General features: G+C 68.6%; 30 protein-coding genes and 1 pseudogene. 22 read left to right on the top strand and 9 right to left on the bottom strand.

The window, feature by feature from the left end; genetic code table 11:
* Window positions 1-115: 115 nt before the first annotated feature.
* Window positions 116-601, bottom strand: coding sequence for a DUF5810 domain-containing protein (locus DJ70_RS16450; RefSeq protein ID WP_094534906.1), 486 nt, complete (start codon window positions 599-601; stop codon window positions 116-118).
* 145 nt (window positions 602-746) lie between these two features.
* On the opposite strand from DJ70_RS16450, the gene DJ70_RS16445 reads away from it, so the two are divergent.
* From DJ70_RS16445 to DJ70_RS16405, 9 genes are all read left to right on the top strand, one after another.
* A complete protein-coding gene (locus tag DJ70_RS16445) occupies window positions 747-1991 on the top strand; it encodes a translation initiation factor IF-2 subunit gamma (protein WP_094534904.1) in 1245 nt (414 codons plus the stop codon).
* Between the two features lies 1 nt (window position 1992).
* Window positions 1993-2463, top strand: a complete 471-nt coding sequence (locus DJ70_RS16440) for a PIN domain-containing protein (protein ID WP_275542356.1) — start codon at window positions 1993-1995, stop codon at window positions 2461-2463.
* A 144-nt stretch (window positions 2464-2607) separates the two neighbouring features.
* Complete coding sequence (locus DJ70_RS16435) at window positions 2608-3189, top strand: DNA-directed RNA polymerase (RefSeq protein ID WP_066412724.1); 582 nt, start codon at window positions 2608-2610, stop codon at window positions 3187-3189.
* A complete protein-coding gene (spt4, locus tag DJ70_RS16430) occupies window positions 3189-3386 on the top strand; it encodes a transcription elongation factor subunit Spt4 (RefSeq protein ID WP_094534902.1) in 198 nt (65 codons plus the stop codon). Before DJ70_RS16435 ends, spt4 begins: the two co-directional genes overlap by 1 nt.
* 134 nt (window positions 3387-3520) lie before the next feature.
* Complete coding sequence (locus tag DJ70_RS16425) at window positions 3521-4087, top strand: GTP-dependent dephospho-CoA kinase family protein (protein ID WP_094534908.1); 567 nt, start codon at window positions 3521-3523, stop codon at window positions 4085-4087.
* Between the two features lie 327 nt (window positions 4088-4414).
* Window positions 4415-4720 (top strand): 30S ribosomal protein S24e, encoded by a 306-nt coding sequence (locus DJ70_RS16420; RefSeq protein WP_094534900.1) that lies wholly within the window; start codon window positions 4415-4417, stop codon window positions 4718-4720.
* A 12-nt stretch (window positions 4721-4732) separates the two neighbouring features.
* Window positions 4733-6559: a bifunctional N(6)-L-threonylcarbamoyladenine synthase/serine/threonine protein kinase gene (locus DJ70_RS16415; protein WP_094534898.1), complete on the top strand. Its 1827-nt coding sequence runs from the start codon at window positions 4733-4735 to the stop codon at window positions 6557-6559.
* 50 nt (window positions 6560-6609) lie between these two features.
* Window positions 6610-6909 (top strand): DUF5808 domain-containing protein, encoded by a 300-nt coding sequence (locus tag DJ70_RS16410; RefSeq protein WP_094534896.1) that lies wholly within the window; start codon window positions 6610-6612, stop codon window positions 6907-6909.
* Window positions 6910-7058: 149 nt separating this feature from the next.
* Window positions 7059-7964 (top strand): S26 family signal peptidase, encoded by a 906-nt coding sequence (locus tag DJ70_RS16405; RefSeq protein ID WP_245810887.1) that lies wholly within the window; start codon window positions 7059-7061, stop codon window positions 7962-7964.
* Between the two features lie 28 nt (window positions 7965-7992).
* On the opposite strand, the gene DJ70_RS16400 is transcribed toward DJ70_RS16405, so the two are convergent.
* The gene (locus tag DJ70_RS16400) at window positions 7993-9768 is read right to left on the bottom strand and encodes a Cdc6/Cdc18 family protein (RefSeq protein WP_094534894.1); all 1776 of its coding nucleotides are present in this window, start codon (window positions 9766-9768) and stop codon (window positions 7993-7995) included.
* A gap of 1089 nt (window positions 9769-10857) precedes the next feature.
* Here DJ70_RS16400 and DJ70_RS16390 point away from each other — a divergent pair.
* From DJ70_RS16390 to DJ70_RS16370, 5 genes are all read left to right on the top strand, one after another.
* Window positions 10858-12138, top strand: coding sequence for a CaiB/BaiF CoA transferase family protein (locus tag DJ70_RS16390; RefSeq protein WP_094534890.1), 1281 nt, complete (start codon window positions 10858-10860; stop codon window positions 12136-12138).
* A gap of 362 nt (window positions 12139-12500) precedes the next feature.
* Window positions 12501-13142, top strand: coding sequence for an Era-like GTP-binding protein (locus DJ70_RS16385; protein ID WP_094534888.1), 642 nt, complete (start codon window positions 12501-12503; stop codon window positions 13140-13142).
* The gene (locus DJ70_RS16380; protein WP_094534886.1) at window positions 13142-13549 is read left to right on the top strand and encodes a DUF2073 domain-containing protein; all 408 of its coding nucleotides are present in this window, start codon (window positions 13142-13144) and stop codon (window positions 13547-13549) included. The genes DJ70_RS16385 and DJ70_RS16380 overlap by 1 nt, the downstream gene beginning before the upstream one ends.
* A complete protein-coding gene (locus tag DJ70_RS16375; RefSeq protein ID WP_094534884.1) occupies window positions 13549-14346 on the top strand; it encodes an OapC/ArvC family zinc-ribbon domain-containing protein in 798 nt (265 codons plus the stop codon). Before DJ70_RS16380 ends, DJ70_RS16375 begins: the two co-directional genes overlap by 1 nt.
* A 631-nt stretch (window positions 14347-14977) precedes the next feature.
* A complete protein-coding gene (locus tag DJ70_RS16370) occupies window positions 14978-16159 on the top strand; it encodes an aspartate kinase (protein WP_094534882.1) in 1182 nt (393 codons plus the stop codon).
* A gap of 25 nt (window positions 16160-16184) precedes the next feature.
* On the opposite strand, the gene thrC is transcribed toward DJ70_RS16370, so the two are convergent.
* The 4 genes from thrC to DJ70_RS16350 form a co-directional block, all read right to left on the bottom strand.
* Window positions 16185-17468, bottom strand: a complete 1284-nt coding sequence (gene thrC, locus DJ70_RS16365; RefSeq protein ID WP_094534880.1) for a threonine synthase — start codon at window positions 17466-17468, stop codon at window positions 16185-16187.
* Window positions 17469-17650: 182 nt separating this feature from the next.
* Window positions 17651-17866, bottom strand: a complete 216-nt coding sequence (locus DJ70_RS16360; RefSeq protein WP_094534878.1) for a DUF7569 family protein — start codon at window positions 17864-17866, stop codon at window positions 17651-17653.
* Window positions 17867-17924: 58 nt separating this feature from the next.
* A complete protein-coding gene (gene upp, locus DJ70_RS16355; protein ID WP_094534876.1) occupies window positions 17925-18602 on the bottom strand; it encodes a uracil phosphoribosyltransferase in 678 nt (225 codons plus the stop codon).
* A 58-nt stretch (window positions 18603-18660) separates the two neighbouring features.
* Window positions 18661-18876: a hypothetical protein gene (locus DJ70_RS16350; protein WP_094534874.1), complete on the bottom strand. Its 216-nt coding sequence runs from the start codon at window positions 18874-18876 to the stop codon at window positions 18661-18663.
* A 104-nt stretch (window positions 18877-18980) separates the two neighbouring features.
* Here DJ70_RS16350 and DJ70_RS16345 point away from each other — a divergent pair, with 104 nt between their 5' ends.
* Together DJ70_RS16345 and DJ70_RS16340 are read left to right on the top strand one after the other, a co-directional pair.
* Window positions 18981-19316 carry a hypothetical protein gene (locus tag DJ70_RS16345; RefSeq protein ID WP_094534872.1) on the top strand — a complete coding sequence of 112 codons (336 nt, stop codon included), beginning with the start codon at window positions 18981-18983 and terminating at the stop codon, window positions 19314-19316.
* An 87-nt stretch (window positions 19317-19403) separates the two neighbouring features.
* Entirely contained in the window at window positions 19404-19643 is a 240-nt protein-coding gene (locus tag DJ70_RS16340) for a hypothetical protein (RefSeq protein ID WP_094534870.1), read from the top strand.
* 60 nt (window positions 19644-19703) lie between these two features.
* On the opposite strand, the gene DJ70_RS16335 is transcribed toward DJ70_RS16340, so the two are convergent.
* Window positions 19704-20969 carry a CobW family GTP-binding protein gene (locus DJ70_RS16335; RefSeq protein WP_094534868.1) on the bottom strand — a complete coding sequence of 422 codons (1266 nt, stop codon included), beginning with the start codon at window positions 20967-20969 and terminating at the stop codon, window positions 19704-19706.
* A 131-nt stretch (window positions 20970-21100) separates the two neighbouring features.
* On the opposite strand from DJ70_RS16335, the gene DJ70_RS16330 reads away from it, so the two are divergent.
* The 4 genes from DJ70_RS16330 to DJ70_RS16315 all read left to right on the top strand — a co-directional run bounded on the left by DJ70_RS16330 (window position 21101) and on the right by DJ70_RS16315 (window position 24735).
* Window positions 21101-21301: a hypothetical protein gene (locus DJ70_RS16330; RefSeq protein WP_094534866.1), complete on the top strand. Its 201-nt coding sequence runs from the start codon at window positions 21101-21103 to the stop codon at window positions 21299-21301.
* A 148-nt stretch (window positions 21302-21449) separates the two neighbouring features.
* Window positions 21450-21746 (top strand): hypothetical protein, encoded by a 297-nt coding sequence (locus DJ70_RS16325; protein ID WP_094534864.1) that lies wholly within the window; start codon window positions 21450-21452, stop codon window positions 21744-21746.
* Window positions 21746-22717, top strand: coding sequence for an ArsA family ATPase (locus DJ70_RS16320; RefSeq protein WP_094534862.1), 972 nt, complete (start codon window positions 21746-21748; stop codon window positions 22715-22717). The genes DJ70_RS16325 and DJ70_RS16320 overlap by 1 nt, the downstream gene beginning before the upstream one ends.
* A gap of 164 nt (window positions 22718-22881) precedes the next feature.
* Window positions 22882-24735, top strand: coding sequence for a carbon starvation CstA family protein (locus tag DJ70_RS16315; protein ID WP_094534860.1), 1854 nt, complete (start codon window positions 22882-22884; stop codon window positions 24733-24735).
* An 80-nt stretch (window positions 24736-24815) separates the two neighbouring features.
* On the opposite strand, the gene DJ70_RS16310 is transcribed toward DJ70_RS16315, so the two are convergent.
* Both DJ70_RS16310 and DJ70_RS16305 read right to left on the bottom strand, forming a co-directional pair.
* A complete protein-coding gene (locus DJ70_RS16310) occupies window positions 24816-25475 on the bottom strand; it encodes a hypothetical protein (RefSeq protein WP_094534858.1) in 660 nt (219 codons plus the stop codon).
* 80 nt (window positions 25476-25555) lie between these two features.
* Window positions 25556-25921, bottom strand: a pseudogene (locus tag DJ70_RS16305) (cupin domain-containing protein); the annotation flags it as partial.
* Window positions 25922-26069: 148 nt separating this feature from the next.
* On the opposite strand from DJ70_RS16305, the gene DJ70_RS16300 reads away from it, so the two are divergent.
* Window positions 26070-26309, top strand: a complete 240-nt coding sequence (locus tag DJ70_RS16300; RefSeq protein WP_094534854.1) for a hypothetical protein — start codon at window positions 26070-26072, stop codon at window positions 26307-26309.
* Window positions 26310-26428: 119 nt separating this feature from the next.
* Window positions 26429-26929: DUF5828 family protein (locus DJ70_RS16295; protein ID WP_143421061.1), on the top strand; the 501-nt coding region annotated here is incomplete at its 3' end.

Raw genomic sequence — 26929 nt, 5'->3', positions numbered from 1 at the left:
GATCACACACGAAACACCCGCCCCATTAGCACGATCGATCGAGCGGGAGGATCGCCGACTCACGAGCTGAAACGGTCCGGGAGGAATCACCGTGCGACGAACGAACTCGTCGATCTCAGTCGCCGTCGCCGTCCCCGCTCTCGGCGCGGCTCTCGCCGTCGGGGTCGTCCCCGTCGTCAGCATCGATCGCGCCCTCGCCCTCCTCGTACATCTCGCGCGTCAGTTCGCGCGCCTCCTCGACGGCGGCCGCCGTCTCGGGGTCCATCCCGCCGGCGCCGCCGTGACCACGGGCGTGGCCGTGGCCGGCGCCGTGCTCGTGTCCGTGATCGCCGCCCTCGGCGTGACCGCCCATCCCGGCGTCCACCGCGGGCCGGCCGCGGTCGGTCGTGTCCTCGAACACCTCGTGGTACTCCGCGGGCTCCGCGTGCTCGACGACGTCCGCCGCCAGCGCCGCCGGCTCCGACTCGGCCCACGCCGGGGCGTGCTCGTCGAGCCACGTCTCGTGGTCGTCGCCGTGGAGCATCGCCGTGAACGCGAGGTGGTGCGCCAGGTGCTCGCCGTCGCGCTGCGGGGTCGCACACACCGGACACGCGTATCCCATCGTGGCCCCGGCTACGGGCGTGAGCGGTAAATCGGCGTCGGAAGCGCGTCGGCCGACGGCCGGTCGTGACGCCACCATAACAGCAACTTTATCACTCGCACGGGGCGAAAATCCGGACAAGACTGCTCCGTTAGGAGGTTCAACAGTGACCCAAGCCAACACACAACCGGAGGTGAACATCGGTCTCGTCGGTCACGTCGACCACGGGAAGACGACGCTCGTCCAGGCGTTGTCCGGCTCGTGGACCGACCAGCACAGCGAGGAGATGAAACGCGGGATCTCGATCCGGCTCGGGTACGCGGACGCGACGTTCCGCCGCTGTCCCGGCGTCGACGAGCCCGAGTGTTACACGACCGACGAGGAGTGCCCCGACGGCTCCGAGAGCGAGCCGATCCGGACCGTCTCGTTCGTGGACGCGCCCGGCCACGAGACGCTGATGGCGACGATGCTCTCGGGCGCGTCGATCATGGACGGGGCCGTCCTCGTCGTGAGCGCGACCGAGGACGTCCCGCAGGCGCAGACCGAGGAACACCTGATGGCGCTCGACCTCATCGGGATCGAGAACATCGTCATCGCCCAGAACAAGGTCGACCTCGTCGACCGCGACCGCGCCGTCGACAACTACGAGCAGATCCGCGAGTTCGTCGAGGGTACCGTCGCGGAGGGCGCGCCGATCGTCCCCGTCTCGGCGGGCCAGGAGGTCAACCTCGACCTCCTCATCCAGGCGATCGAGTCGGAGATCCCGACCCCCGAGCGCGACCCCGACGAGGACGCCCGGATGTTCGCGGCCCGCTCGTTCGACATCAACCGGCCGGGCGCGACCGCCGAGGAGCTGAAGGGCGGCGTCGTCGGCGGCTCGCTCGTTCAGGGCGAGCTGTCGGTCGGCGACGGCCTCGAGATCCGCCCCGGCCGCGAGGTCGAGGAGGAGGGCCAGACGGAGTGGCGGCCGCTCGAGACCTCGATCCGGTCGCTCCAGGCGGGCACGCGGAACGTCGACGCCGCCAAGCCCGGCGGCCTGCTCGGCGTCGGAACGGGGCTCGACCCCAGCCTGACGAAGGGCGACGCGCTCGCCGGCCAGGTCGCCGGCGAGCCCGGAACGCTCCCGCCGACCCGACACGAGTTCGAGATGCAGGTCGACCTCCTCGACCGCGTCGTCGGCAAGGAGGACGACGAGAGCGGCGAGAGCGACATCGAGGAGATCTCGACCGGCGAGCCGCTCATGTTGACCGTCGGCACCGCGACCACCGTCGGCGCGGTGACGAGCGCGCGCGACGGCGAGTGCGAGGTCAGCCTCAAGCGCCCGGTGTGCGCCGACGAGGGCGCACAGATCGCGATCAACCGCCGCGTCGGCGCGCGGTGGCGGCTGATCGGCGTCGGGACGCTGTCGTAGCGTGTCCGACGAGACCCCCGGCGGCGACCATCCGGTCGACGGCGACGACCGCTCCGCAGATGCCGGCGACCGTCCCACGGACGCCGACGACCGTCCCGTCGTCGCGCTCGACGCGAGCGCGCTGATGGCCCCTGTCGAGGCGGACGTCCGGCTGTTCGAGGAGCTCGACCGGCTCCTCGGGAGCTACGACCCGGTCGTGCCGTCGGCGGTCGTCGAGGAGCTCGACGGGCTCGGATCGGGTGCGGGGAAGGCCGCGACCGCCGCCAGCGTCGGGGCGGATCTGGCGGACCGAGCCCGGACGATCGACGTCGAGGGCGCGTACGCCGACGACGGGCTCGTCGAGCTGGCTCGGTCGAACCGGGTCGCGTACGTGGTCACGCTCGATAGACCCCTCGTGGAACGGGTACTCGACGCCGACACACCGGTAATCTGTTTACGGGGGCGGAACACACTCACGGTAACGGACCCGTAGCGGACGCGGGCTGAACGGCCACCGACGTCGTCGACGGAGCCGAAGTCGACGGCGGGGGCGGCTCGGAGAGGTACCGGCGGAGGAACGACGGACGCGACACGCGCGATCGGACGACACACGCGATCACAGACACAACCCACGCACATGTACAAACGAGTTCGACTCAAGGACACGGTCGAGGTCCCGCCGGAGCACCTGGCGGACGTCACCGACGAGCGGGTGAAGGCCCTGCTCCAGGACAAGCTGGAAGGACGAATGGACGAGGAGGTCGGCAGCGTCGTGAGCGTCATCGAGGTCCACGACATCGGCGAGGGCGCGGTGCTTCACAACCGCCCCGGCGTCTACTACGAGGCCGAGTTCGACGCGCTCACCTTCGACCCCGACATGCAGGAGGTCGTCGACGGGACGGTCGTCGAGACGGTCGAGTTCGGCGCGTTCGTCGGGATCGGCCCGGTCGACGGCCTGCTCCACGTCTCGCAGATCACCGACGAGTACCTCACCTTCGACGGGGCGAACCAGCAGCTCGCCTCCTCGGACTCGGATAAGAGCCTCGGCGTCGACGACGCGGTGCGCGTGCGGGTCGTCACGAAGAGCGTCGACGAGCGGAACCCGCGCGACTCGAAGATCGGGCTCACCGCCAAGCAGCCGGGGCTCGGAAAACACGAGTGGCTCGAGAGCGACCGCCGCCGGCGGGCCGAGGCCGGCACGACCGGGGAGGACGACTGATGGCCGAGGATCGGCTCGCCTGTCGGGAGTGTCACTACGTCAACGACCCCGACGCACAGACCTGCGAGCACTGCGGCTCCTCCTCGCTGACGGAGGACTGGGCCGGCTACGTCATCGTCACGAACCCCGAGGAGAGCCAGATCGCGGAGGAGATGAACGTCTCGAAGCCGGGATCGTACGCGCTGAAGGTCAGGTAGCACGACTCCGATAGCCGCCGACTCGCTCGCCCGCGCGGTTCGCCGAGAGCGTCCCCGAACGGCCACAGAGCGCCCTCGAACGATCACGCCACTCTTCATACGCCGCCGCCGTACGACTCGCCATGTCGAACCCGATCGTGACTCTTCCCGACTCGCTTCGCGACGCCTTCAAGGAGCCGATGGGCCCGGTGACGACCGACGCCGACGCGTTGCTCGCCGCCGCGGCGGAGAGTCGGGAGGAGCACGACGCTCCCGACGCGCCGATCGTCGCCGTCGGCGACGTCGTCACCTACCACCTCCGCGAGGCCGGTCGCGTACCGGACGTCGCGCTCGTCGACGGGAAGACCGAGCGGGAGGCGGTCGGGACGGAGGTCTCGGACGCGCTCGCGGCGGGCGACGGGAGGCGCGTGCGCGTGCGGAATCCCGCGGCGACGCTCACCGTCGCGCTCCTCGAGGCGCTCGTCGACGCCCTCGCGGACCCGGATCCCGTCACGATCGAGGTCGACGGCGAGGAGGACCTGGCCGCGTTGCCGGCGATCCTCGCCGGTCCCGACGGCGCGAGCGTCGTCTACGGCCAGCCCGGCGAGGGAATGGTCCGGGTCGCGGTCACCCCGGAGAGCCGGCGGGAGGCCCGCGAGCTGTTCGAGGGATTCGACGGCGACGTCGACGCGGCGTTGGACGCGCTCGGGCTGGCGGAGTGACCGCGACGCCGACGCGCCGGGTGGCGGCTCACGCGCCGGTCCGGAGCGGAAGTGTTCGCGCGGGGTCGGTCGGATCCGCGTCGAGTCGAGGATCGCCGTACGGAAGCGGGAAGCACCGCGAATAGGTCCGAGGTTCCAGTGGAAGGGAAGGGGTTCACGGGGCGGCGCCTCGAGGGATTCACTGGTGGCGTCTCGAGGAGTTCGCCGATCCGCACCCGAACCGAACGGGCCGACGCGAGAACCGAGGCGGCAGACCCGCTCGGACTGCTCTCCACCCGCTTCGAAATCCTTTTACAGCGTTCGGGGGGTAGTACACGTAACTGAACCATGGACGTCGACATCATCTCCGAGGAAGAAAACCCCATGTTGCACCGAACGGACATCCGCTTCGAGACGATCCACGACGAGGCCACCCCCTCCCGCCTCTCGGTCCGCGACTCGCTCGCCGCCAAGCTCGACAAGGCCTCCGAGGAGGTCGTCGTCCACGAGCTCGACACGAAGTTCGGGATGCGCAAGACCGTCGGCTACGCGAAGGTGTACGACTCCGCCGCGGACGCGCTCGACGTCGAGCAGGACTACATGCTCGAGCGGAACAAGATCGGTTCCGACGGCGACGACGGCGAAGAGGCCTGAGACGTCGACCGAATGCGCGTTCTCGGTATCGAGGGGACGGCGTGGTGTGCGAGCGCCGCCCTCCACGACGCCGAGACCGACTCGACGCTCATCGAGTCCGATCCGTACGAACCCGACAGCGGCGGCATTCACCCGCGTGAGGCCGCGGAACACATGTCGGAGGCCGTCCCCGAGGTGGTCGAGACCGTGCTGGACGCCGCCGAGGCGGAGTACGGCCCGGACGCCATCGACGCCGTCGCCTTCTCGCGAGGCCCCGGACTCGGGCCGTGTCTGCGAACCGTCGGGACGGCGGCGCGCTCGCTCGCGGGCGCGCTCGACGTGCCGCTCGTCGGCGTCAACCACATGGTCGCGCACCTCGAGATCGGCCGTCACGAGTCGGGGTTCTCGAATCCGGTGTGTCTGAACGCCTCGGGAGCGAACGCCCACCTGCTCGGCTACCACGACGGGCGGTATCGTGTCCTCGGCGAGACCATGGACGCCGGCGTCGGCAACGCGATCGACAAGTTCACCCGGCACGTCGGGTGGACCCATCCCGGCGGACCGAAGGTCGAGGCCGCCGCCGCGGAGGTCGGGACGGACCGCGGCTCCGGGGCGGCCGATCTCCTCGAGCTTCCGTACGTCGTCAAGGGGATGGACTTCTCGTTTTCGGGGATCAGCTCGGCCGCGAACGACGCGTACGACGCCGGCGAGCCGGTCGAGGAGATCTGTTTCTCGCTTCAAGAACACGTCTTCGCGATGCTCACGGAGGTCTCCGAGCGGGCGCTCTCGCTGACCGGCGCCGACGAGCTCGTGTTGGGCGGCGGCGTCGGCCAGAACGATCGGCTCCGGGAGATGCTCGCGGAGATGTGTGCGGCCCGTGGCGCGGCGTTTCACGCGCCGGATCCGCGGTATCTCCGCGACAACGCCGGAATGATCGCCGTGCTCGGCGCGAAGATGGCGGCGGCGGGCGACACCATCGCGATCCGCGAGTCGCGGATCGACCCGAACTTCCGGCCGGACGAGGTGCCGGTGACGTGGCGGGACGCCGAGCCGTCCGTCGCTCGACTCGGTGACGAGACGGGGGGCGGAAGCGACCACGGCCGTGACCGGCGGGGCGCCGAGGCGGTCGTGGAGATCGGCGACGCCGGCGACTCCATCGGGCGTCCGGACGACGCGGTCGTCGTCCACAAGCGGCGGGTCCCGAAGGGGTATCGACACCCGGCACTGGACCGTTCGCTTCGGCGGGACCGGACGGTCGCCGAAGCCCGGTTGACGAGCGAGGCGCGCCGAGCCGGGGTGTCGACGCCGCTCGTGTACGACGTCGACGTGCCGGAGGCGACGCTGACCCTCCAGTACGTCGGGCACCGCGATCTGGCGGGGCTCCTCCGCGGAGGCGAGGGGAGGCGGTCGGACCGGGCGGATCGATCCGGTCGGGCGGACCGGGCGGATCAAGCCGGTCGGGCGGACCAGGCGGACCGTGTGGATCGAACGGACCGAGCGGTCCGGGCGGTCCGAGCGGTGGGCGGACACCTCGCGCGACTCCACGGCGCGGGGATCGTTCACGGCGATCCCACGACGCGAAACGTCAGGGTCGGAGGCGGGGAACGCCGCGGCGACGAACGTGACGACGGGGGTGATCCCCGCGACCGGACGTTCCTCATCGACTTCGGGTTGGGATACCACACCGGACACGTCGAGGATCACGCGATGGATCTCCACGTGTTCGAGGGGTCGGTGACCGCGACGGCGTCGGCGCCCGAGCGGCTCGTGGCGGCGTTCGAGGAGGGATACAGAGAGGAGGGCGAAAAGGAGGTCCTCGATCGGCTCCGCGAGGTGCGGCGGCGGGGTCGGTACCGCTGACCGAACCGCCGTCGACACGACTTTTTATCCCCGGCGCGTGAGGGACGGGTATGGGAGACAAACCGTCGTCGGGAGAGATACTCGGGATCCCGTACAACTTCGATCGACCGAGCCTCGGCCGGCTCCTCTCGTCGTACTGGCAGCCGGAGAAGGGGATGTTGGTGGAGAAGCCGTTCGGGATCGGCTACACGCTGAACCTCGCGAACTGGCGGTCCTGGGTCGTTCTCGCGGTCGCCGGCGGGCTCTACTGGCAGCAGAAGGGCTCCGAAACGGGCGGATACGACGGGAGCTCGGACGAGGCCGAAGCCGAGGACTCCGGCCCCGTCGAAGTGATCGTCGACGACGACTGAGCGTTCGGCCGGGAACGGCCGTTCCCGCCGGGAGCCGGCCGGAGCGCCGTTCCGCCACGATCGACGTCGGTCGACGCCCGAGGGACGTGAACGGAACGCTCGGGCGATGACCCGGAAGCTTATGTCCGGAAACCGCCAACCCCGGCACGATGGACCCCGAAGATCGGCCGGCATCGAGCGGGGACGACCCGATCGACGACGATCCGGCCGACGGCGACCCGGACGGAGACGATCCGGTCGATGACGGCTCGATCCGCACCGATCGCGCCACCGGCGATCCACCGACGAGGACCGGGAGCGAGGAGGATCCGGGACTGTTCTACCGATTCCGTCACGACATGGAGGGGCCGCTCATGTGGCTCCGGGAGATGCTCTCGAGCATCGGGGTCGTGCTCCTCATCGGACTGATCCTGTTCGCGGTCAGCGGGGTGTGGCCCCCGATGGTCGCGGTCGAGTCGTCGAGCATGGAACCCAACATGAACACCGGGGACCTGGTGTTCGTCACCGAACCGGGACGGCTCGCCCCCGACGCCGCCGACAACGAGATCGGGGTCGTGACCCACGAGGCGGGCGAGGAGAGCGGATACCGGACCTTCGGCGACCACGGATCGGTCGTGATCTACCAGCCGCCGGGGAGGCGGGCGTCGCCGATCATCCACCGCGCGATGTTTCACGTCGAGGCGGGCGAGAACTGGTACGACCGGGCGGACGACCGCTACCACGGCGCCGACGACTGCGAGGAGCTCCGAAACTGTCCCGCGCCCCACGCCGGGTTCGTCACGCTCGGGGACAACAACCGCCAGTACGACCAGGCCAACGGCCTGGCCGAACCCGTCGCCGCCGAGTGGGTGACGGGGGTCGCCAGGCTCCGGGTGCCGTACCTCGGATACGTCCGGCTGATCACGACCGGACAGGCGGAAGTGAGCGACGTGCTCGGGGCGGCCGTCGTGTCGCCGGGGACCGCTTCAGGTGCGGTCGGCTCGTCGGGGAGGGATCCGTGGAGGGCGGGTCCGCCGGCGACCGGCTCGATGTCGGCCGGTCGCGTCTCCGGGTGAGCCGGGGTCCGGGCTTCGGTCGCCGGGCTCAGTTGTCGAAGCGAGCCTGAACGAACGGCTGTGCGTTCTCGATGTCGCCGAGCCGCGAGTCCGAGAGGAGGACCGCCTCGGTCTCCTCGACGGGTACCGAGAGGCCCATCTCCTTGGTTCGACCGTACCGCCCCTTCGAGACGACGACCGCGTTGACGATCCCCAGCATGTCGAGCTCGCTGATGAGGTCGGTGACGCGGCGTTGGGTGAGCACGTCGGCGTCGATCTCCTCACAGAGCCGCTTGTAGATGTTGAACACCTCGCCGGTGTTGATGTTGTGGACGCCGTTCTTCTCGAGGAGGATCACGGCGAACAGGACGATCTTGCTCTGGGTCGGGAGGGTTCTGACGACCTCCACGACGCGGTCGAGTTCGATCTTGTCCTGGGCCTGTCGGACGTGTTTCTCGGCGACGATCTCCGCCTGCGAGCGCTCCGCGAGCTCGCCCGCGGTCCGGAGGAGATCGAGCGCGCGGCGGGCGTCGCCGTGTTCCTGGGCCGCGAAGGCCGCACACAGCGGGATCACGTCGTCGGTGAGCGCGTCACCCTTGAACGCGATGTCGGCGCGGTGCTGGAGGATGTCCCGGAGCTGGTTCGCGTCGTAGGGCGGGAAGACGATCTCCTCCTCGCCGAGGCTGGATTTGACCCGCGGGTCGAGGAAGTCGGTGAACTTCAGGTCGTTCGAGATCCCCATGATCGAGATGCGGGAGTTGTCGAGCTCCGAGTTCATCCGCGAGAGGTTATAGAGGGTGTCGTCCCCGCTCTTCTCGACGAGCTTGTCGATCTCGTCGAGCATGATCACGACCACGCGCTCGTGGTAGTCGACCGCCTCGAAGAACGTCGAGTAGACGCGGTCGGTGGGCCACCCCGTCATGGGGACCTCCTCCATCTCGTCGGCGTCGGCCTCGAGCGCCTCGATGCGCTCGTCCAGTTCGTCGACGGAGTCGAACTCGGTGTCGGCGAGCGCGGCGACGTCGCCGGTCGCGTCCGCCGCGACGTGCCGGACGTCGGCCCGGAGCTCCTCGAGCCGGGCGAGACGGTCGTCGATGACCGCCTGGTTCTCCTCGATAAACGTGTTCGCGAGCTGGGCGAGGACTCGGTACTGGGTGTCGGTCACCTCGCAGTTGATGTACTCGACCTCACAGGGAACGTCGTACTTCTGTGACGTCGACTCGAGTTCCTGCGAGACGAACTTCGCCGAGGCGGTCTTCCCGGTCCCCGTCTTACCGTAGATGAGGATGTTTGAGGGGGTCTCGCCCCGGAGCGCGGAGACGAGGATCGTCGCCATCCGGTTGATCTGGTCGTTGCGGTGGGGAAGCTCGTGCGGGGTGTACGAGGGACGGAGGACCTCCTTGTTCTCGAATATCGGCTCGCCGGAGAGGAGGTCGTCGAACAGTCCCTGGTTGTCGTCGTCGTCGTTGTCGAGGACGACGCCGTCGAAGTCGACGTCGGGCGACGAGCGGTCTCGGCCACCGTTTCCGATCCCCGACGTCTCGGATCCGGCCTCGGGAGGTCCGTCGGCGTCGGCGGACGGTGGCAGGTCGACGTCGGCGTCGGGGGCGACTCCCGAACCGCTCCCGTCGCGTGCGTCGGACCGTGGCCCCGTTCGATCCGGCTCCGTTCGCGGTTCCGTTCGATCCAGCGACGACGCGGAGGACGGGGACGATGACGACCCGGCCGATTCGTCGTCCTCGTCGGAGTCGCTCCCGTCCGACTCGGCGCTGTCGGATGGTGTGACGTCGCCGTCGGATCCCGATGTATGCTCTCCTTCGTCCATGTGAACCCCTCCGTTTCAAGTGGAGACCGCCACCGTAAGTCCGGATTCAGGCGGTCTCCGGTCCGAAACGCGAATCCGTAGTCGGATCCGAGGCCGACCACGTCCAGTTGATACAGTCGAACCGGACGAAGAGGAGGTACAAAAATGTTCCTCTCTCGAGTTGAAACGGTCCCCTCTCCGCGGGGTCACGGCTCCCGCCGAACGAGGTCGTGTCGCTCCTAGTGTCGTCCCACGTCACGTTCCCATGTAGACTATGTAGACTCCGTGTCCATCCGCAGCGGGCGGTCTCGATCACGTACGCAGTGTCCGGATTCGTGCCAGTGAATCGGTCCGAGACCCGCATCCGTGATCCGAGAGTGGTGTCCTGAACTATACACGGTCGACTCCGGGGTCGGGGGATCGGATCCCGAGTCGACGAACTCGTTTCTCGGCCGACCTCGGACCCCTTCGACTGGAACCCTCCGGTTTCGAGATCGATCTCCCGGCTCGATCCGTCTCGCTGTCGTTTTCGGCAGCGTGTCGGAGCAGTATGGCGTGGTTTGTCGTGGTGTGATGTGACATGTCGTGGAGTGACGTAGTAGTGCCGCGTGATGTGGTGTGGAGGGACGGTAAAGCGACGACGCTGTGAGGCTTAGTGGCCGGCTCCGAGTCCCCCTCGTCGCGTGGCTCACGAACCCCCCCCACCCCTTCGTTTCGAGTGGAACGCTCATGAGGTGGGGTGGGGGGTGAGAGGGTGTATTTTATAGCGGTGGATTTATGTTATGGTAGAAACAACAGTACCCTCGATAATACTCTATCATTTATATTGTCCATTAAAACGTTATTTTATCATCCTGAACTAGGTATTATTTTCGTGAGTGGTTCATGTCGGTACCGCCTCCGAGATCACCACCCCACCCACCGCCCTCGTCCTCCCGTTCCACTCGAAACGAAGGGGTGGGGGGGCGGCGACTCATGGACCCTGACCGTGAAAGGGGAGTCCGTCGTCGTCGATAGTTATACCATCCGGCAAACGAACGATACGCGACATATGGTAACTGTCCACAGGTCGAACGGAACGTCACGGCACGGGTCGGAAACGGTGACGCGATGACCGGTGACGAAACGACGTCCGAGGGGGCCGGATCCGATGCCCCTCGATCCGGCAGGATCCTCGAGGGCGTCACCGTCCTCGACCTCTCGACGTTCGTCACCGGCGGGTTCTGCTCGGCGATGTTGGCGAACCAGGGCGCGGAGGTCGTCAAGGTCGAACAACCCGGATACGGGGACGCCGTCCGACACTCCGGGCCACCGTTCATACAGGGGGAGTCGCCGTACTACTGGACGCTGAGCTACGGAAAGAAGAGCCTCGAGCTCGACCTGAAGAACCCGGAGGCGAAGGAGGCGCTGTACGAACTCGTCGAGAAGGCGGACGTCTTCATCCAGAACTTCCGTCCGGGCACCGCCGAGCGACTCGACGTCGACTACGACACCCTCGCCGACCACAACGATGACCTGATCTACCTCGCGATCTCGGCGTTCGGGCAGACCGGACCGTGGCGCGAGCGCTCGGGGTACGACCTCCTCATCCAGGGGATGAGCGGGATCATGAGCGTCACGGGCGAGCCGGACCGGCAGCCGGTGAAGGTCGGCCTGCCGATGACGGACCTGATCACGGCGATGTGGGCGGCGTTCGGCACGACGACCGCCCTCTACCGTCGGGAACGGACGGGGGAGGGTGAATACATCGACCTCGGCATGCTGGAGGCGACCCTCCCGTGGCTCACCAAGCAGGCGGGGATGGTGTTCGCGGGCGAGGAGACGAAGCGGATGGGGACGAAGGACCCCGTCCTCGCCCCCTACCAGACGTTCGAGACGAAGGACGGGTTCATCAACATCTGTATCCTCAACGAGAAGCTCTGGGGCGAGCTCTGCGAGGCGCTCGACCGTCCGGACCTTCCCGAGGACGACCGCTTCGAGACGAACGCCGACCGCGTCGAACACCTCGACGAGCTGGAAGCGGAGATCGAGGCCACCCTCGCCGGGGGAACGACGGACGAGTGGATCGAGGTCATCGCCGAGGACGCGGGCGTCCCCGCCGGCCCGGTGTACAGCGTCGAGGAGGCGCTCGAGAGCCCGCAGATCGAAGCCCGCGGAACGATCACCGAGATCGACCACCCCGAGCTCGGGGAGGTCCCGGTGATCGAACACCCGCTCAAGTTCTGCAACGCCGAGAGCGGCTTCGAGCTCCCGCCGCCGCTGCTCGGCGAGCACAACCGCGAGGTGTTCCGCGAGCACGGCTACTCGGAGGCCGAGATCGATCGGCTCGCCGAGCTTGGCGTGTTCGGCGGTTCCGGCGGCTCCGCTGAGGTCGACGAGGACGGAGATTGACCCCCGCGCCGACGCGCGAGGACTCCTCCGGTGGGAGTTCGGCTACCGGGCACCGGAGGCAACTTGCGGGCTCGTGCGCACTTCTTCGGGGTCACCGTCCTCGAGCCGACGCCCGAGGCTCACCGCGATCGCGCGATCTCCGCGGTCGCGTTTCCCCCGCCGTCCACGCTCGTCGTCCGCTGCCGTATCCACGTTTCCCGGCCGTCCGGGGCCGACGCTTCCGATCGGTCCCGTCTGACGCAGTTCTTAAGTGAGAGCGGCGTGGATCCTACCCTAATTCCCCGGACGGGCGTCGAGCGCTCGGGCTGGCGGCATCGGATCGGACACGGCGTTCGGGAGGGAACACAGGACCAAGGGTCAGAATGGGATTGTTAACGAGCCTCAGAGACAGCATATCGCGGGTCACGGACGGGTTGTTCGCGGCCGACGAGCCCAAGCGGATCGGGATCTACGGGCCGCCGAACGCCGGAAAGACGACTCTCGCGAACCGTATCGCACGCGACTGGACCGGCGACGCCGTCGGGCCGGAGAGCCACATTCCACACGAAACCAGGCGGGCCCGCCGGAAGGAGAACGTCGAGATCGAACGGAACGGCCGGAAGGTCACGATCGACATCGTCGACACGCCGGGCGTGACGACGAAGGTGGACTACAAGGAGTTCCTCGACCACGACATGGACAAGGAGGACGCCGTCCGCCGCTCTCGCGAGGCGACGGAGGGCGTCGCGGAGGCGATGCACTGGCTCCGCGAGGACGTCGACGGCGTCATCTACGTGCTCGATTCCACGACGGACCCGTTCACGCAGGTGAACACGATGCTCATCGGGATCATCGAGTCACAGGACCTCCCGGCGCTCATCCTCGCGAACAAGACGGACCTCCCGGAGTCGGACGTCCAGCAGATCGCCAACGCGTTCCCGCAACACGAGACGATCCCCCTGTCGGCGCTGGAGGGCGAGAACATGGACGAAGTGTACACCAAGATCGCGGAGTACTTCGGATAATGCCGGGTGCTGCTCCGGACGTCGACGGCGGCGACGACCCCGCGGACGACGGCGTCCGCATCGACATGATAAGCGGGGCCCGGATGGAGGGACTCACGAGCATGGAGAAGATCCGGCTCATCCTCGACGGGGTCCGCGAGGGCAACATCGTCATCCTCGAGGAGGGGCTCTCTCCCGACGAGGAGTCCAAGCTCATCGAGGTGACGATGACCGAGATCAGCCCGGACGACTTCACCGGCATCGAGATCGAGACGTATCCCAAACCCGACTCGGGGAGCCAGAGCTTCCTCGACAGGCTGATGGGCCGGGAGTCCACCCAGAAGCTCACCGTCATCGGACCGGCCAACCGGATCGAGACGCTCCACAAGGACGAGAACCTGATCAGCACGCTCGTCTCGAGGAAATAATGCCTCACCAGTGTATCGAGTGCGGCCGGACGTTCCCGGACGGCTCCAAGGAGATGCTGTCGGGGTGTCCCGACTGCGGGGGCAACAAGTTCCAGTTCAAACCGGCCGGCGTGATGGACTCCTCGGAGCCCGACCCGACCACCTCCAAATCGCCGACCGGTTCCAAGTCGCCGACCGGTTCCAGATCGCCGACCGACTCCGATCCGCCGACCGATCCCGACCCTGCCCCCGGTTTCGACTCGAGCTCGGAGGCGGATCCCGAGCGACCGTCCTCCGATCCCGAGGAACCGTCCTCCGGTCCCGGGAGGTCGCCCGACACGACTCCCCCGCCCGATCCGCCCGCATCGTCCGATCCGCCCGGCTCGCCCGCTCCGACCGACGGACCGGATCCTGCCGGTTCGCGTCCCGAGCGGGCGGCGGGGACGGCGGACCCCGACACGACCGATCCCGTCGAGGGCGACGCCGAACGCATCGACGACGAGGAGCCGGAGGACACCGCACAGGCGAGCGCCCGCTCCGACGTCGTCAGCCCCGACGAACTCGACCGTGCGACTCGGGAGACCGGCTCCGCGGCGACCGAGTCCGGATCGGTGGAGCCGCCGGCGTCACAGCCCGGCGTCGACGAGCTCCGCGACGAGCTCAACGAGCAGTTCGAGAGCATCAAGATCGTGAGTCCCGGCCAGTACGAGCTCAACCTCATGGAGCTGTACGACCGCCAGGAGTACATCATCTCCCTCCAGGAGGACGGCAGATACGTCATCGAAATGCCGGACGCCTGGGGTGTCACGGACGAGTAGGTGGGAGAATCGGCGGACTGGCCGGTTCGTCGCGGACCGACGACTCCGATCGACGCTCCTCTTCCGGCGGGTTCCCGTATGAAACGGTCGTTATATTTCGAGTGCCTATCGAACGGGTGTTTCGACGGAGATCGAGGTGGGCAGAACGGGATCGTTGCTGGAGCGGTGAACTCTTCCAAAGCCCCAGCCGCGAGGCGCTACGCGCCTCTGGAAGCCGGCGGCAACGCCGCCGGCGACTGCCCCTTTGAGTCCCTCCCCGCTCCGTACAGCCCCGCACCTCACGCCTCCCCAGCCTCGCTGCTCGCGGTTTCACCGCTCGCAGCGTCCCTCGCGGACGGTTCGCGGGCCTTCGGCCCGCTCACCGGCGCGCCACCGCTCCGGAGATCGATCGTTGCTTCGGCTGTACCGAGCGTATCGGATCGACTCTCGTCGCGGGACGGCTTGGGGCGACCCTTGTCGAAGTGGACACAGTTATCCGGTCCCCTCCGTTACGGGGTCGCATGTTTGGTGACAGCCACCGTGTTTCGGGCCCCCGACCGGGGGACGTCGCGGGCTCGCCGGCCGCCCAGCACGATCGACGACGATCGGTACACGACGGGATCGACGCCGACGGCGACCTCGGGGGCCTCGCATGCGCGTAGTCGCGAAGTTCGGCGGAACGAGTCTCGGGAGCGGCGACCGGATCGACCGCGCCGCGGACTCGGTCGCCAACGCGGTCGAGGCCGGCCACGAGATCGCCGTCGTCGCGAGCGCGATGGGGTCGACCACCGACGACCTCCTCGAGGACATCACCTTCGACACCAACGACGCGGACCGCGCCGAGATCGTGTCGATGGGCGAGCGGACCAGCGTCCGCATGCTGAAGGCCGCCCTCTCGGTCCGTGACATCGACGCGGTCTTCCTCGAACCCGGCCATCCCGACTGGCCGGTCATCACGAACGAGCTCGGCGAGGTCGACGTCGAGGAGACGCGCCGGCGCGCCGAGGCGCTCGCCGAACGGCTCGACGGCGTCGTTCCGATCATCACGGGCTTCCTCGCCGAGGACCACGACGGCAACGTCACCACCCTCGGCCGCGGGGGATCGGACACCACGGCGGTCATGCTCGGCAACTACATGGACGCCGACGAGGTCGTCATCGTCACCGACGTCGAGGGCGTGATGACGGGCGACCCGCGGGTCGTCGAGGGGGCCCGAAACGTCGGCCGGATCACCGTCGACGAGCTCCGGAACCTCTCGTTCCGTGGTGCCGAGGTCGTCGCTCCGTCCGCGCTGTCGTACAAGAGCGAGGAGCTCGCCGTCCGCGTCGTCCACTACCAACACGGCGACCTGCTCAGGGGCGGGACCCGGATCGAGGGGCAGTTCGAGAACCTCATCGACATGCGCGAGACCCCGCTCGCGTGTCTCACCGTCGCCGGGAGAGCGATCCGGAACCGGCCGGGGATCCTCTCGAACCTCTCGGACGGCCTCCAGCGCGAGGCGATCAACGTCGACGCGGTCGCCTCCGGAATGGACTCGGTCACCTTCTACGTCGACGTCGACGTCGCCGAGCACGCCGAGGCGGTGCTACACGAGACCGTCGTCGAGGACGAGACGCTCTCGTCGGTGACCGTCGACGATCCGATCGCGGTCATCCGCGTGACCGGCGGCGAGCTTCCGAACCAGTCCGGCGTCATCCAGGAGATCATCGCCCCGCTCGCCGAGGAGGGGATCAACATCATCGACCTCATCACGAGCGCGACCTCCGTCGCGGTGTTCGTCGCCTGGGACGACCGCGAGGCGGCCCTGGAGATCGTCCAGTCCTGTTTCGACTGAGCTGCCCGGTTCCGTTCCGCGCGAACTACCCGTCCAAGTGGTCGACGACCGCGTCGACGTCGTTCGGGACGGGTTCGGGGTCGCCGCCGGCCTCGTAGGCGGCGTCCGGGTCCTTCAGCAGGTGGCCGGTCGTGAGACAGACCACCCGCTCGTCGGCGTCGACGACGCCCTCGCGGCGGAGCTTCTTCAGGCCGGCGAGACTGGCCGCGGAGGCGGGCTCGACGCCGACGCCCTCGCCCGCGAGCTGGCGCTGTGCCTCGGTGATCTCGTCGTCGCTCACGGCGACGGCGGTGCCGCCCGTGTTCCGGACGCCGGGGATCGCCTTCGGCGCGTTGACCGGGTTGCCGATGCGGATCGCGGTCGCGCGCGTCTCGACCTCCTCCCACCGGCGGATCTCGTCGTTGCCCTCCTCGATCGCCTCGACCATCGGCGCGGCTCCCTCGGCCTGGACGCCGGTGAGCTTGGGCACCTCCTCGACGGAGAGCGCGCCCGACTGGACCAGCTCGCGGAATCCCTTGTACAGCGCCGAGGTGTTGCCCGCGTTCCCGACGGGGAGGACGATCCGGTCGGGGAACGCCCCGTAGTCGGCGTAGAACTCCTCGAGGATCTCGAAGCCGATCGTCTTCTGGCCCTCTAAGCGGAACGGGTTCAGCGAGTTGAGGAGGTACGCCTCGCCGCGGGCGGCGAGCTCCTGGACGATGTCGAGGCAGGCGTCGAAGTTGCCGTCGACCTCGAGGATGCGCGCGCCGTGGAGGCTCGCCTGCGCGACCTTGCCGGCGGCGACCTTCCCCTGCGGGAGCAACACGAGCGTCTCCATCCCGCCGCGGCCGCCGTAGGCCGCGAGCGCGGCCGAGGTGTTCCCGGTGGACGCACAGGCGAGCGCGCCGACGCCGAGCTCCTTCGCGACGCGGACGCCGACCGTCATCCCGCGGTCCTTGAACGACCCCGTCGGGTTCATCCCCTCGTGTTTGATCCGGAGCGCGTCGACGCCCACCGACTCCTCGATCCGGGGGACGCGGTGGAGCGGGGTGTCGCCCTCGGGGAGCGTGACGCCGAGGTCGAACGGGAGCCCCTCGCGGTAGCGCCACACCCCGCGGTCGGGACCGTCGGTCGGCGCGCCCGCGCCGAACTCGTCGAACGTCGGCGGGTCGGCGTAGCGGACCTCGAGCAGGCCGTCGCAGTCGTCGCAGGTGTACCGGACCTCCTCGAACGGGGCGAACGTCTCGCCGCAGGCGATACAGGCGAGCCAGGTCCCGTCGTCCGCACAGTCGGGTGCGTCGGGAGTCGCGGCGTCGATGGCGAGGCTCATTGACTCACCGTCCGTCCCGGCGTGCCTTAAGCCGGCCGGTGGGGACCGGCGTTGCCGAGGGGACCGGCGTTGCCGAGGGGACCGGCGTTGTCGAGAGCGACGCCGCCGGCGAGGGAGGCGGAGAGTCGGAGGCGGGCTACGTCCGCCGATCGTCCGTCGATCGCTCGTCGCTCGCTCCCAGATCAGTCGATGATGATCTCCGAGTCGGATCCGTCGGTCCCGCCGCCTCCGCCGCCCATCTCCGTCTGGTACCGCTGGATCCAGTCGGCGAAGCACTCGGGACAGAGCCGCTGGGTGTCGATGTTCGCCCGGTCGACGCTGAGTCGAACCGTCCGGGCGAGCGCGTCCGTGGTCGGCTCCCCGCAGGCGTCACAGGGTTCGGTCGTCGCGTCGCTCATACGGGCCGCTCGCGACGCGAGCCCTTAAAAACACGTCACGGTCGGCGGGACATGTAGGTCACGTCGTCCGGAACGCGCGGTCGCCGGCGTCGCCGAGACCGGGGACGATGAAGCCGTCGTCGTCGAGGCGGTCGTCGATGGCGACGGTCAGGAGGTCCGCCTCGGGGAACGCCTCGCCGACGCGGACGAGCCCGTCGGGCGCGGAGACGGCGGAGAGGACGAACAGGTCCTCGAAGTCGTCGGCCTCCGCGAGGACGTGATCGAGGACGGCACACATCGTCGAGCCGGTCGCGAGCATCGGGTCGGCGACGATCACGGTGTCGTCGGCGCCGATCTCCGGCAGCTTCACGTAGTCGATCGTGATCGGGAACTCGCCGTTCTCGTCCATGCCGGCGGCCTCGTCGCGCCCGGCGGAGATGATCCCCTGTTTCGCCCGCGGGAACGCCTTCAGGAGCCCCTCGACGAACGGGGTCGCCGCCCGGAGCACGTTGAGTATCACCACGTCGTCGAGCCCCTTCACGCGCTCCCCGGTCGTCTCCGCGAGGGGCGTCTCGACGGGAACGTACTCGGTTTCCATCGCGCCGTCGATGACCTCGTAGCCGCAGATCCGGCCGAGCTTCACCAGCCCCTTCCGGAAGGCGACCTGCTCGGTCTCGACGTCGCGGAGCCGCGAGAGGGTGTCCTTCGCCAGCGCGTGGGTGATGAGGTACGCGTTATCGCGGTCTTCGATGGGCATTACCCCGAGCGTGGTCGCGTTCGGATTAAAACCTGATCACTACGCCGTGACGCCGTGGTCACTGGAGGACGACGACGTACGTCAGCGCGAAGATCGCGAGCGAGACGCCCGCGACGGTCCCCAACCCGTACTCCAACACCTCGAGGAGGTCGAGTCCCCAGACGACCGTCCACCCCAGCCACAGCGACAGGACGGCGTTCATCGCGAGCAGCACCCGCGGGTCGCCGCGCGACTCCTCGACGCCGTCCGAGAGGCCCTTCCGCTCCTCGCTCATACGTGGAGACGGGAACGACCGGCACTTAGTCTTTGGTTGACGACGGCCGCGACCGATCCGCGACCCCGCCGTTCGCTTATGGTCGTGTGGCCCCACGAGCGGGTATGAGCCGCCCGGATCGGTCACGACTCATCCGAAACGGCCGGGGCGAGCCGATCGATCCGGTTCCGTTCCTCGTGAGCGCCGGCCTCGCGTTCATGCTCGCCTTCTCGATCGGTCCGATATACGGGCTCGCCTACGGGATCTCGCTGTCGACGTCGCTGGCGGCGTCGGGGCTCGCCTTCCTCGGGATCGTCGCCGTGGCGCACGCCCAGTTGGTCAGGGGTGCGCCCGCCGTCGACGCCGGCCCGCTCCCGGCCGCACCCCGGTTCGAACGGCTGTTGTACGCCGCGATCGCCTTCGGCGTGGTTCTGGTCGGCCTGACGGTGCCGTTGTTGTGAGCCGGGATGACGCTCCGACCCCCCGGCTGTGCGCAGCGCTCACACATCACCATCAGGATAAGGCGGCTCCAGTCCGGAGCCCCGGACATGGGAATCCTCGACACCGTCACGGAGACGCTCGCGTCGTCGACCCAACGCGCACCGGGCGACGGCGGCGACGACGGTTCGGAGGGCGCGTACTGGTGTGACGACTGTACGGTTCGGGTCCGCGACGTCGAGGTCGACGCCGAGGGACTCGACCGCGACGCGGAGGGGACTCCGAAGTGCCCGGACTGCGGGGAGACGATGCGCTTCGAGCGCGCGGGCGGCTCCGGCTGCGCCTGTTGAGACGCCGGGTACCCGAGGCCACCCCCGGCGGCGTTCGGAGCTTCGTCGTCTCGGCGACCGCTACGGCTCCCGGAGGACGACCTCCCCGCCCCCCTCGACCGGGAACGGGTCCGCCGCGTCGAGTTCCTCGCCCGCCTCGACCCGATCCCACTCGTCGTCGGTGAGGAGCGCGTCGTCGAGCCGCCCTCCGAGTTCCGCCTCGTCGAAGTCGGTCCCGATGACGACGTAGGCCGTCTCGCGGTCGCCGTGCTCCTCGTGCCAGTCGAGCTCCGGCCGGTTCGACCGGAGCATGTCGCGTTCGACCTTCGGCCGGCTGGCGATCCACGGCCCCGGCGCGGTCACCCGGACCGACCGTCCGGCCTGGCCCACCTGCTGGCGGACCTCGTTGTCCGCGATCCACAGGGTTCCCTTCGAGCGAACGACGCCCTCGGGGAGGTCCCGCAGGACCGCCGCGATCCGCTCGGGGTGGAACGGGCGACGGCGGCGATACGTGAACGAGGTGACGCCGTACACCTCGTCGGGATGGCGGTGGACGTGATCGTGGTCGCCGTTCTCACCGTGATCGTGGTCGCCGTCCTCACCGTCCTCCACGCCGTGATCGTGGCCGTCGTCCTCGAGCGCACGCTTCCAGCCGGGGAGCGTCGACACCGCCCGCTCGTCGAACAGGTCGACGGCGAGGAGTCGATCCGGGTCGACGACGGAGAACTCTGTGCGGATCGTCTCCGCGTCCGGCTGGAGTGCGGCCACGAGCTCCTCGGCGCGCTCGAGCTCCGCGTCGGTACACAGGTCGGCCTTGTTGAGAAGGACGAGGTTCGACACCTCCACCTGGTCGACGAGCAGATCCGAGAGCGGACGACCCTCCGCATCGGTGCCGCGCCGTTCCGGGGCCCCGGAGTCGGCGTCCCCGAAGGCGTCGAGGAACAGTCGGGTGTCGAGCACGGTCACGAGCGCGTCGACCCGATAGCGGGCGGCCGCGCGCGACTCGGTCGTGAACAGGCGGGCCACCGGCGCGGGCTCCGAGATCCCGGACGACTCGACGACGAGGTGGTCGAAGGAGCGCTCGTTCGCGAGCCGCACCACGGCGGTCTCGAGGTCGTCCTGTAGCTCACAGCAGATACAGCCGTTCGACAGCTCCGTGACCCCGTCGTCGACGTCGAGCTCGGATCCCTCCGCGATCAGCTCCGCGTCGACGTTCACCTCGCCCATGTCGTTGACGAGCACGGCGATCTCGCGGTCGCCCGCGTTCGAGAGCAGGTGGTTGAGGAGGGTCGTCTTGCCCGCCCCGAGGCTGCCCGACAGCACGGTCACCGGGATCCGGTCGCTCATGGGGACGGATCCGACCCGCCGACCCTTCAACTCCCCGAAGTCGGGGATCGAGGGGTCCGGTTCGCGGCGGCGACCGCCCGGTCTCGCCGAAAGCCGATACGTTGATACGCCGTCCCCACCGAACGACGGACATGACCGGTCTCGTTCCCATCACCGGGATCGCCGCAGTCGTCGCCACGGTATCGATGGTTCTCGCCATGCTGTACCTCGTCTGGCTCTCGATGGGCGACGGAACCCACACGGCGAGCCCGGACGACGGGGACCGCCCGGAGCTCGACGACGGGAACGACGACGAGAGCCAGCCCGAAGTCACCGACGGTACCTCGGCGTAGGCCGGGGACGCCTCCGCCGGACCCGCCGGTTCTCGCTCCACTCGTCGTTTTTCGCCGCGCGCGTCGTTTTCGCTCCGCCCGTCGCTTCTCCTTCCGCACCCCCGTTCTCCGCGACAGCTTTACGGCGGTCGCCCGGCCATGAACGACGATGACAGTCGCAGACCGGATCGCGGCGTTCCGCGCCGCCCTCGAGGAGTGGCTCCGCGGTCTCTACCACGGGATGATCACTCATCCGGCCTACGAGAAGATCGAAAAGGAGGCCGAGGACGCCGAGGACGCGTTCATGTTGGCGTGTTTCCCCGACGCGTTCGGGATCCCCTCGCCCGTCTCGTACTACACTGCGGAGCTGTTGCCGTACCTCGAAGACGAGTTCGAGGCGTGGGAGCGCCGGCTGTGGGACCGCGAGAGCCTCATCGAACGCAAGGGCCAGCAGTACCACTTCTGATGGAACAGTTCGTCTTCTTCGGCGGCAAAGGCGGGGTCGGCAAGACGACCGTCTCGTGTGCGTACGGGTACAAGTGCGCGAACGCCGGTCTGCGGACGCTCGTCGTCTCGACGGACCCCGCCCATTCCGTCTCGGACGTCTTCGACCAGTCGTTCGGGGACGATCCCGCCCCCGTCGAGGGCGTCGACGGGCTCGACGCGATGGAGATCGACCCGGACGACGAGGTCCAACGGCACCTCTCGGAGATCCGCGAGGGGCTCTCCGAACAGGTCTCGGCCGCGATGGTCAACGAGATCAACCGCCAGCTGGAGATGTCCCACGGGACGCCGGGCGCGTACGAGGCGGCGCTGTTCGACGCGTTCGTCGGCGTGATGCGCGAGGAGAGCGCGCCGTACGACCGGGTCGTCTTCGATACCGCGCCCACGGGCTCGACGCTCCGGCTCCTCGGACTCCCGGAGTTCCTCGGCGACTGGATCGACCGGCTGATGTACAAACGAAAGCAGTCGATCGACCTCTTCGAGAAGGCGGCGATCGGCGACATGGAAGCCAGACGGGTGATGGAGGGCGACCCGGTTCTGGCCCGGCTGGAGGACCGAAAGGAGTTCTTCGAGTACGCCGGCGACGCCCTCCGCGAGGACGCCGCCTTCTTCCTCGTGTTGAACCCCGACCAGCTGTCGGTCAACGAGACCGGACGGGCGATCGAGGCGTTCGCCGAGCGCGACCTCGCGGTGCGCGGGCTCGTCGCGAACAAGCTCACTCCCGAACCCGATGACGACGAGGAGGGCCGCGGCGCCCGCTACCTGCGCGAGAAGGTCGCCACCGAGCGCGAGCGGATCGAACAGGTCGAGGAGGGGTTCGAGCCCCCGCTGCTCGCCGCGATCGAGTCGCGCACCCGCGAGGTCCGAGGGGACCTCCTCGCCGAGGTGGCCGCCGAGCTCGACGTCGATCCCGCCCGCCCGGAGCGCGCGTGATTGGTATTTTTCCTTGAAATGGAAAAATAAACGTATATATTCCGAAACTAATCGGCGGCGGCGCTACGTCTCCCGGTTACGCGCCCGACGTTCCCGCAACTATCACGGATGATGGTAATATTTAACACGTGCTTCGAAAGTTCGTAGCACGAGGCAGTTACCCAATGACAAGCGTAATCTGGATCGTAGTCGCGGTGTTGGCCACGTTCACCGTCGGGTACATGGGGTACTCACGGTACCTCTCGCGGTTCGTCGATCTCGACGACGACCGGGAGACGCCAGCACACAAATACGAGGACGGACAGGAGTACGTACCGGCGAAGAAGCCGGTGCTACTGGGGCATCACTTCTCAAGCATCGCGGGCGGCGCGCCGATCGTCGGCCCGATCACGGCCGGAGCCATCTGGGGATGGGTCCCGGCGCTGCTGTGGGTCGCCATCGGCAACCCGCTCATGGGCGCGGTCCACGACTTCATCTCGCTCTCCGGATCGGTCCGCCACGAGGGCCGGTCGATCGGATACATCGTCGGCCAGTACGTCGGCGAGCGGGGGAAGGACCTCCTGCTGTGGTTCGCGTTCCTGACGATCATCCTCGTCGTCGCGGTGTTCGCGCTCGTCGTCGGGATCGTCTTCAACGCGTTCCCGCAGGTGACGACCGCGAGCTTCGTGTACGTGCTGCTCGCGCTCGGCTTCGGCGTGTACCTCTACCAGCTCAACGGCCCGTTCGTTCCGGGAACCGTGCTCTTCGTCGCCGGCGTCTTCGCGGGCGTCTGGGTCGGCATCCAGTACCCGTTCGCGCTGTTCGAGCTGGCCGGCGACGCCAGCCACCCTGCCGGGACGTTCGTGCTGTTCAGCGGCACCGGCTCGTGGGTTCCGGGCGCGGCCGCGCTCGGCGGCAACACCGCCGCGTGGATCCCGGTGATCATGGTGTACGGCGCGATAGCGAGCGCCCTCCCGGTGTGGGTGCTCCTCCAGCCGCGCGATTACCTCTCGTCGTTCCTCCTGTACACCGGCGTTGGCGGCGGGATGCTCGCGATCATCGTCGGCACCCTGTTCGCGACGTCCGCGGAGCCGCTCGTCATCGACTCCTCGATCGCCGCGTTCCAGGGCTTCTGGGGCGTCGAGGCCGCGGGGCTGTACCCGCTGTTCCCGCTGCTCTTCATCACCATCGCCTGCGGGACGATAAGCGGGTTCCACTCGCTCGTCTCCTCGGGGACGACGGCGAAACAGCTGAACAAGGAGAGCGACGCCCGGCTCATCGGCTACGGCGGCATGCTCGGCGAGGGAATGCTCGCCGCGCTGGCGCTGTCGACGCTCGCGGTCGCCGGGTTCGCCGGCGACGCGGCGGCGGGCGGGATCGGCGGCGCGCTTCCGAACTTCGCCAGCGGCGGCGGCATCATCCTCACGAGCTTCGGCGTCCCCCAGACGATCGGCTCGGTGTTCATGGCGCTCGTCCTGGTGAGCTTCCTCCTCACCTCGACTGACACCGCGGTCCGGCTGGGGCGGTACATGATGGAGGAGATCGTCGGGATGGACGACGGCATGACCGTCAGCGGGCTCTCGGGCGGCATCGGCTCGTTCGCCCGCGGCCGGTACACCAACCCGCTCATCCAGATCGGGCTCGGCTACCTCCTCGTGATCTCCGGGCAGTGGACGACGCTGTGGGCGCTGTTCGGCGGCGCGAACCAGCTGCTCGCCGCGCTGGCGCTTCTGACCGCCACCGTCTGGATCGCCAACTGGGACGACTCCAAACAGCTCGTCTCCACCGGCGTCCCGATGGCGGTGATGGTGACGATCACGGTGCTCGGCCTGCTCTGGCTGGCGGTGTTCCAGAACCTCTATCTCAACCTCATCCAGGGCGGTGCCGGAACGATCGGCGCACAGATCTCCTCGGTCGTCCAGATCGTCCTCGCGCTCGTGTTGATCGGGCTCGCGCTGTCGCTCGTTCGGCTCGGGTACGGTAACCTGAAGTCGGTTCGGGGGGGCAGCCGGCCGACTGCCGAACCGGGCGACGACTGAGTCGCGGTCGACCGTCGCTCGTCCCCGGCTCGAGCGATCCGCGGTCGCCGTCGGCCGATTCCCGTTTCTTCGCCGACCCGCTACCGCCAGAACCGTTTCGCGAACCGCGAGAGGAACCCCTCGTCGGGCTCCTCGACCGGCTCCCAGAGGCGGAAGGCGTCGGCGATGTCCGCCGCCTCGCTCGCGACGATCGACTCCGTCTCGGGGGCGACGACGATCAGGTTCACCTCGTAGTGGCCGTAGTAGCCGAACTTCAACAGGGTTCGGTCGCGGAAGCCGTCGACGAAGTCGGCCACCTCCGCGGGGAGGCGGTCGCCGACGACCACGAAGGTCACGTCGGTGCCGTAGTGCTGTTCGTCGCCCTCGACCCGCTCGTCGGCGACCGCGTGGCCGAGGTCGACGAGCCGCTCCAGCTCCTCGACGGTCGGCGTCTGGACCCGCCGGGCGAAGAGGTACTCCTTCGTCTCGTGGTCGGCGTAGCTCAGCGCGGGGTGGAGGAACTGCTTCTGGTTGCGCATCCGCATCTCGGCGTACAGTCCGAACCGCTCGCCCTGAACGGCGTAGTCGGTCTCGAGGTCGTAGCTGTACAGCAGCCGGTCGGACACCCGGTCGAGGTACTCGTCGTCGTAGTCGGGGACGGCCTCGCGGATCTCCGCCGGAAGCTCCTCCGGATCGTGACGCGGGGCGGTGCCCGGTTTCGATCCGCCCTCCTCGCCGCGACTCGGGTCGTGTTCCGCCATCGTCACGCGTCTGCGCCCGCGCCGTCGGGTCTCGCGTCGTCCCCTTCCCCGTCGCCGCCGTCCGCCGGGTCGTCCGCGGCCGGATCGTACGCGACCGCGTCGTCCGCCGGCGGCGCGCCGATCGCGAGGATCTCGACCGCCCCGTCGGCGTCGGCGGGATTGTGCGCCCGCTGGGGGCTCCTCGGGTCGACCGCGAACAGCTCGCCGGCGGCCACCTCGTAGGTCCGATCGGGCGTCTCCACCGCGAGCGTGCCGGAGAGGACGTAGAAGGCCTCCTCCTGGGTCTCGTGGTAGTGGTACGCGAGCGGGACCTGCTCGCCCGGCTCGGCACGGAAGCGGTTCAACGCGATCGCCTCGAGGCCCGCGGGGTCCGTCAGCTTCCGGCACTCGCAGGGGCGGTCCGGCTCCGGCTCGATCGACTCCGTGTCGACGACGCGGTATCCCATGCGTGGCCATACCAGACGCCCCATAAAAGCGCGTCGGGCGACGCGACGGCGACCGATCTCTGGGCCCGTCCGAATCCGGTCGTGCGTGCCGTACGCGGCGTCGACACCGTTTAGTGGACCCGACCACACGATCACGACAGAGGATACCATGAGCGAGGAAGAAACGGCGAAACGGACCGAGGCGTGCGGCCGATGCTCGATGTCGACGGTCGTCGACGCGGTGAACGGCGACGAGTCGTCCGCCGACCGCGCCGAGCGCGACCCGTTCGCCGGCGAGCGGATCGAGGTCGACGAGTCCGCGATCCGTCGGGTGTCGCCGGCCGGATTCCTCGGCGACCTCAAGTCCCGCCTCGACGAGGTCGCGCGACGGATCGCCTACGGCAAGTAGGCCGGCGCGGCCGCGGTCACGACGGCGCGGGCGCCGGCGGAAGGCCGACGCGGCCGCTATCAGTCGTGAGACGCCGACGGAGAGACTTATAATCGTTCGACACGTTCCTCCGTACAACGATGGAAGAGAGCATCTCCGGGTTCAAACAACGCGGAGACTGGGGGGACGTCGTCGAGCACGGCGAGCGGATCACGCTCGCCCTCCGGGAGGCCGGCGTCGACGGCGACGCCTTCCACGAGTTCGACGACTGGCGGCCGAAGGCCCACGAACGGATCGACGAGGACGTCTCCGAGAAGACCGCGAAGCAGGCGTCGGTCGGCGAGGGCGACGGCGAGAAGGCGGGCAAGACGCCCGGCGACGACCTCCAGACGGCCGGCGAGAAGCTCACCGAGTCCTACGAGAAGGTCGAGGCGGACGACACGGAGGGCGCGGTGGAGCGGTGGGGCGAGTCGATCAACCACGTCGCCCGCGCCGCGGACTCGGCGGGCCGGAAGGCGATCCGGAAGGTCGAGGACACGGTGTACCGGAAGGTGATGACCCAGATGGCCCCGTACTACTTCGACAACGAACTCATCAGCGCCAACGTCACCGAGGTCGCCCGCGCCGACGACGCCTGCTTC

This window comes from Halorubrum halodurans, assembly GCF_002252985.1.
Classification (GTDB): Archaea; Halobacteriota; Halobacteria; order Halobacteriales; family Haloferacaceae; genus Halorubrum; species Halorubrum halodurans.
This window is presented reverse-complemented; position numbering and strand designations above follow the sequence as displayed.

Excerpts from the sequence above, each read along its gene's own strand:
- DJ70_RS16450 (WP_094534906.1), bottom strand. The coding sequence starts at position 601 with ATGGGATACGCGTGTCCGGTGTGTGCGACCCCGCAGCGCGACGGCGAG.
- DJ70_RS16435 (WP_066412724.1), top strand. The coding sequence starts at position 2,608 with ATGTACAAACGAGTTCGACTCAAGGACACGGTCGAGGTCCCGCCGGAG.
- spt4 (WP_094534902.1), top strand. The coding sequence starts at position 3,189 with ATGGCCGAGGATCGGCTCGCCTGTCGGGAGTGTCACTACGTCAACGAC.
- DJ70_RS16420 (WP_094534900.1), top strand. The coding sequence starts at position 4,415 with ATGGACGTCGACATCATCTCCGAGGAAGAAAACCCCATGTTGCACCGA.
- DJ70_RS16415 (WP_094534898.1), top strand. The coding sequence starts at position 4,733 with ATGCGCGTTCTCGGTATCGAGGGGACGGCGTGGTGTGCGAGCGCCGCC.
- DJ70_RS16410 (WP_094534896.1), top strand. The coding sequence starts at position 6,610 with ATGGGAGACAAACCGTCGTCGGGAGAGATACTCGGGATCCCGTACAAC.
- DJ70_RS16405 (WP_245810887.1), top strand. The coding sequence starts at position 7,059 with ATGGACCCCGAAGATCGGCCGGCATCGAGCGGGGACGACCCGATCGAC.
- DJ70_RS16400 (WP_094534894.1), bottom strand. The coding sequence starts at position 9,768 with ATGGACGAAGGAGAGCATACATCGGGATCCGACGGCGACGTCACACCA.
- DJ70_RS16390 (WP_094534890.1), top strand. The coding sequence starts at position 10,858 with ATGACCGGTGACGAAACGACGTCCGAGGGGGCCGGATCCGATGCCCCT.
- DJ70_RS16385 (WP_094534888.1), top strand. The coding sequence starts at position 12,501 with ATGGGATTGTTAACGAGCCTCAGAGACAGCATATCGCGGGTCACGGAC.
- DJ70_RS16380 (WP_094534886.1), top strand. The coding sequence starts at position 13,142 with ATGCCGGGTGCTGCTCCGGACGTCGACGGCGGCGACGACCCCGCGGAC.
- DJ70_RS16375 (WP_094534884.1), top strand. The coding sequence starts at position 13,549 with ATGCCTCACCAGTGTATCGAGTGCGGCCGGACGTTCCCGGACGGCTCC.
- DJ70_RS16370 (WP_094534882.1), top strand. The coding sequence starts at position 14,978 with ATGCGCGTAGTCGCGAAGTTCGGCGGAACGAGTCTCGGGAGCGGCGAC.
- thrC (WP_094534880.1), bottom strand. The coding sequence starts at position 17,468 with ATGAGCCTCGCCATCGACGCCGCGACTCCCGACGCACCCGACTGTGCG.
- DJ70_RS16360 (WP_094534878.1), bottom strand. The coding sequence starts at position 17,866 with ATGAGCGACGCGACGACCGAACCCTGTGACGCCTGCGGGGAGCCGACC.
- upp (WP_094534876.1), bottom strand. The coding sequence starts at position 18,602 with ATGCCCATCGAAGACCGCGATAACGCGTACCTCATCACCCACGCGCTG.
- DJ70_RS16350 (WP_094534874.1), bottom strand. The coding sequence starts at position 18,876 with ATGAGCGAGGAGCGGAAGGGCCTCTCGGACGGCGTCGAGGAGTCGCGC.
- DJ70_RS16345 (WP_094534872.1), top strand. The coding sequence starts at position 18,981 with ATGAGCCGCCCGGATCGGTCACGACTCATCCGAAACGGCCGGGGCGAG.
- DJ70_RS16340 (WP_094534870.1), top strand. The coding sequence starts at position 19,404 with ATGGGAATCCTCGACACCGTCACGGAGACGCTCGCGTCGTCGACCCAA.
- DJ70_RS16335 (WP_094534868.1), bottom strand. The coding sequence starts at position 20,969 with ATGAGCGACCGGATCCCGGTGACCGTGCTGTCGGGCAGCCTCGGGGCG.
- DJ70_RS16330 (WP_094534866.1), top strand. The coding sequence starts at position 21,101 with ATGACCGGTCTCGTTCCCATCACCGGGATCGCCGCAGTCGTCGCCACG.
- DJ70_RS16325 (WP_094534864.1), top strand. The coding sequence starts at position 21,450 with ATGACAGTCGCAGACCGGATCGCGGCGTTCCGCGCCGCCCTCGAGGAG.
- DJ70_RS16320 (WP_094534862.1), top strand. The coding sequence starts at position 21,746 with ATGGAACAGTTCGTCTTCTTCGGCGGCAAAGGCGGGGTCGGCAAGACG.
- DJ70_RS16315 (WP_094534860.1), top strand. The coding sequence starts at position 22,882 with ATGACAAGCGTAATCTGGATCGTAGTCGCGGTGTTGGCCACGTTCACC.
- DJ70_RS16310 (WP_094534858.1), bottom strand. The coding sequence starts at position 25,475 with ATGGCGGAACACGACCCGAGTCGCGGCGAGGAGGGCGGATCGAAACCG.
- DJ70_RS16300 (WP_094534854.1), top strand. The coding sequence starts at position 26,070 with ATGAGCGAGGAAGAAACGGCGAAACGGACCGAGGCGTGCGGCCGATGC.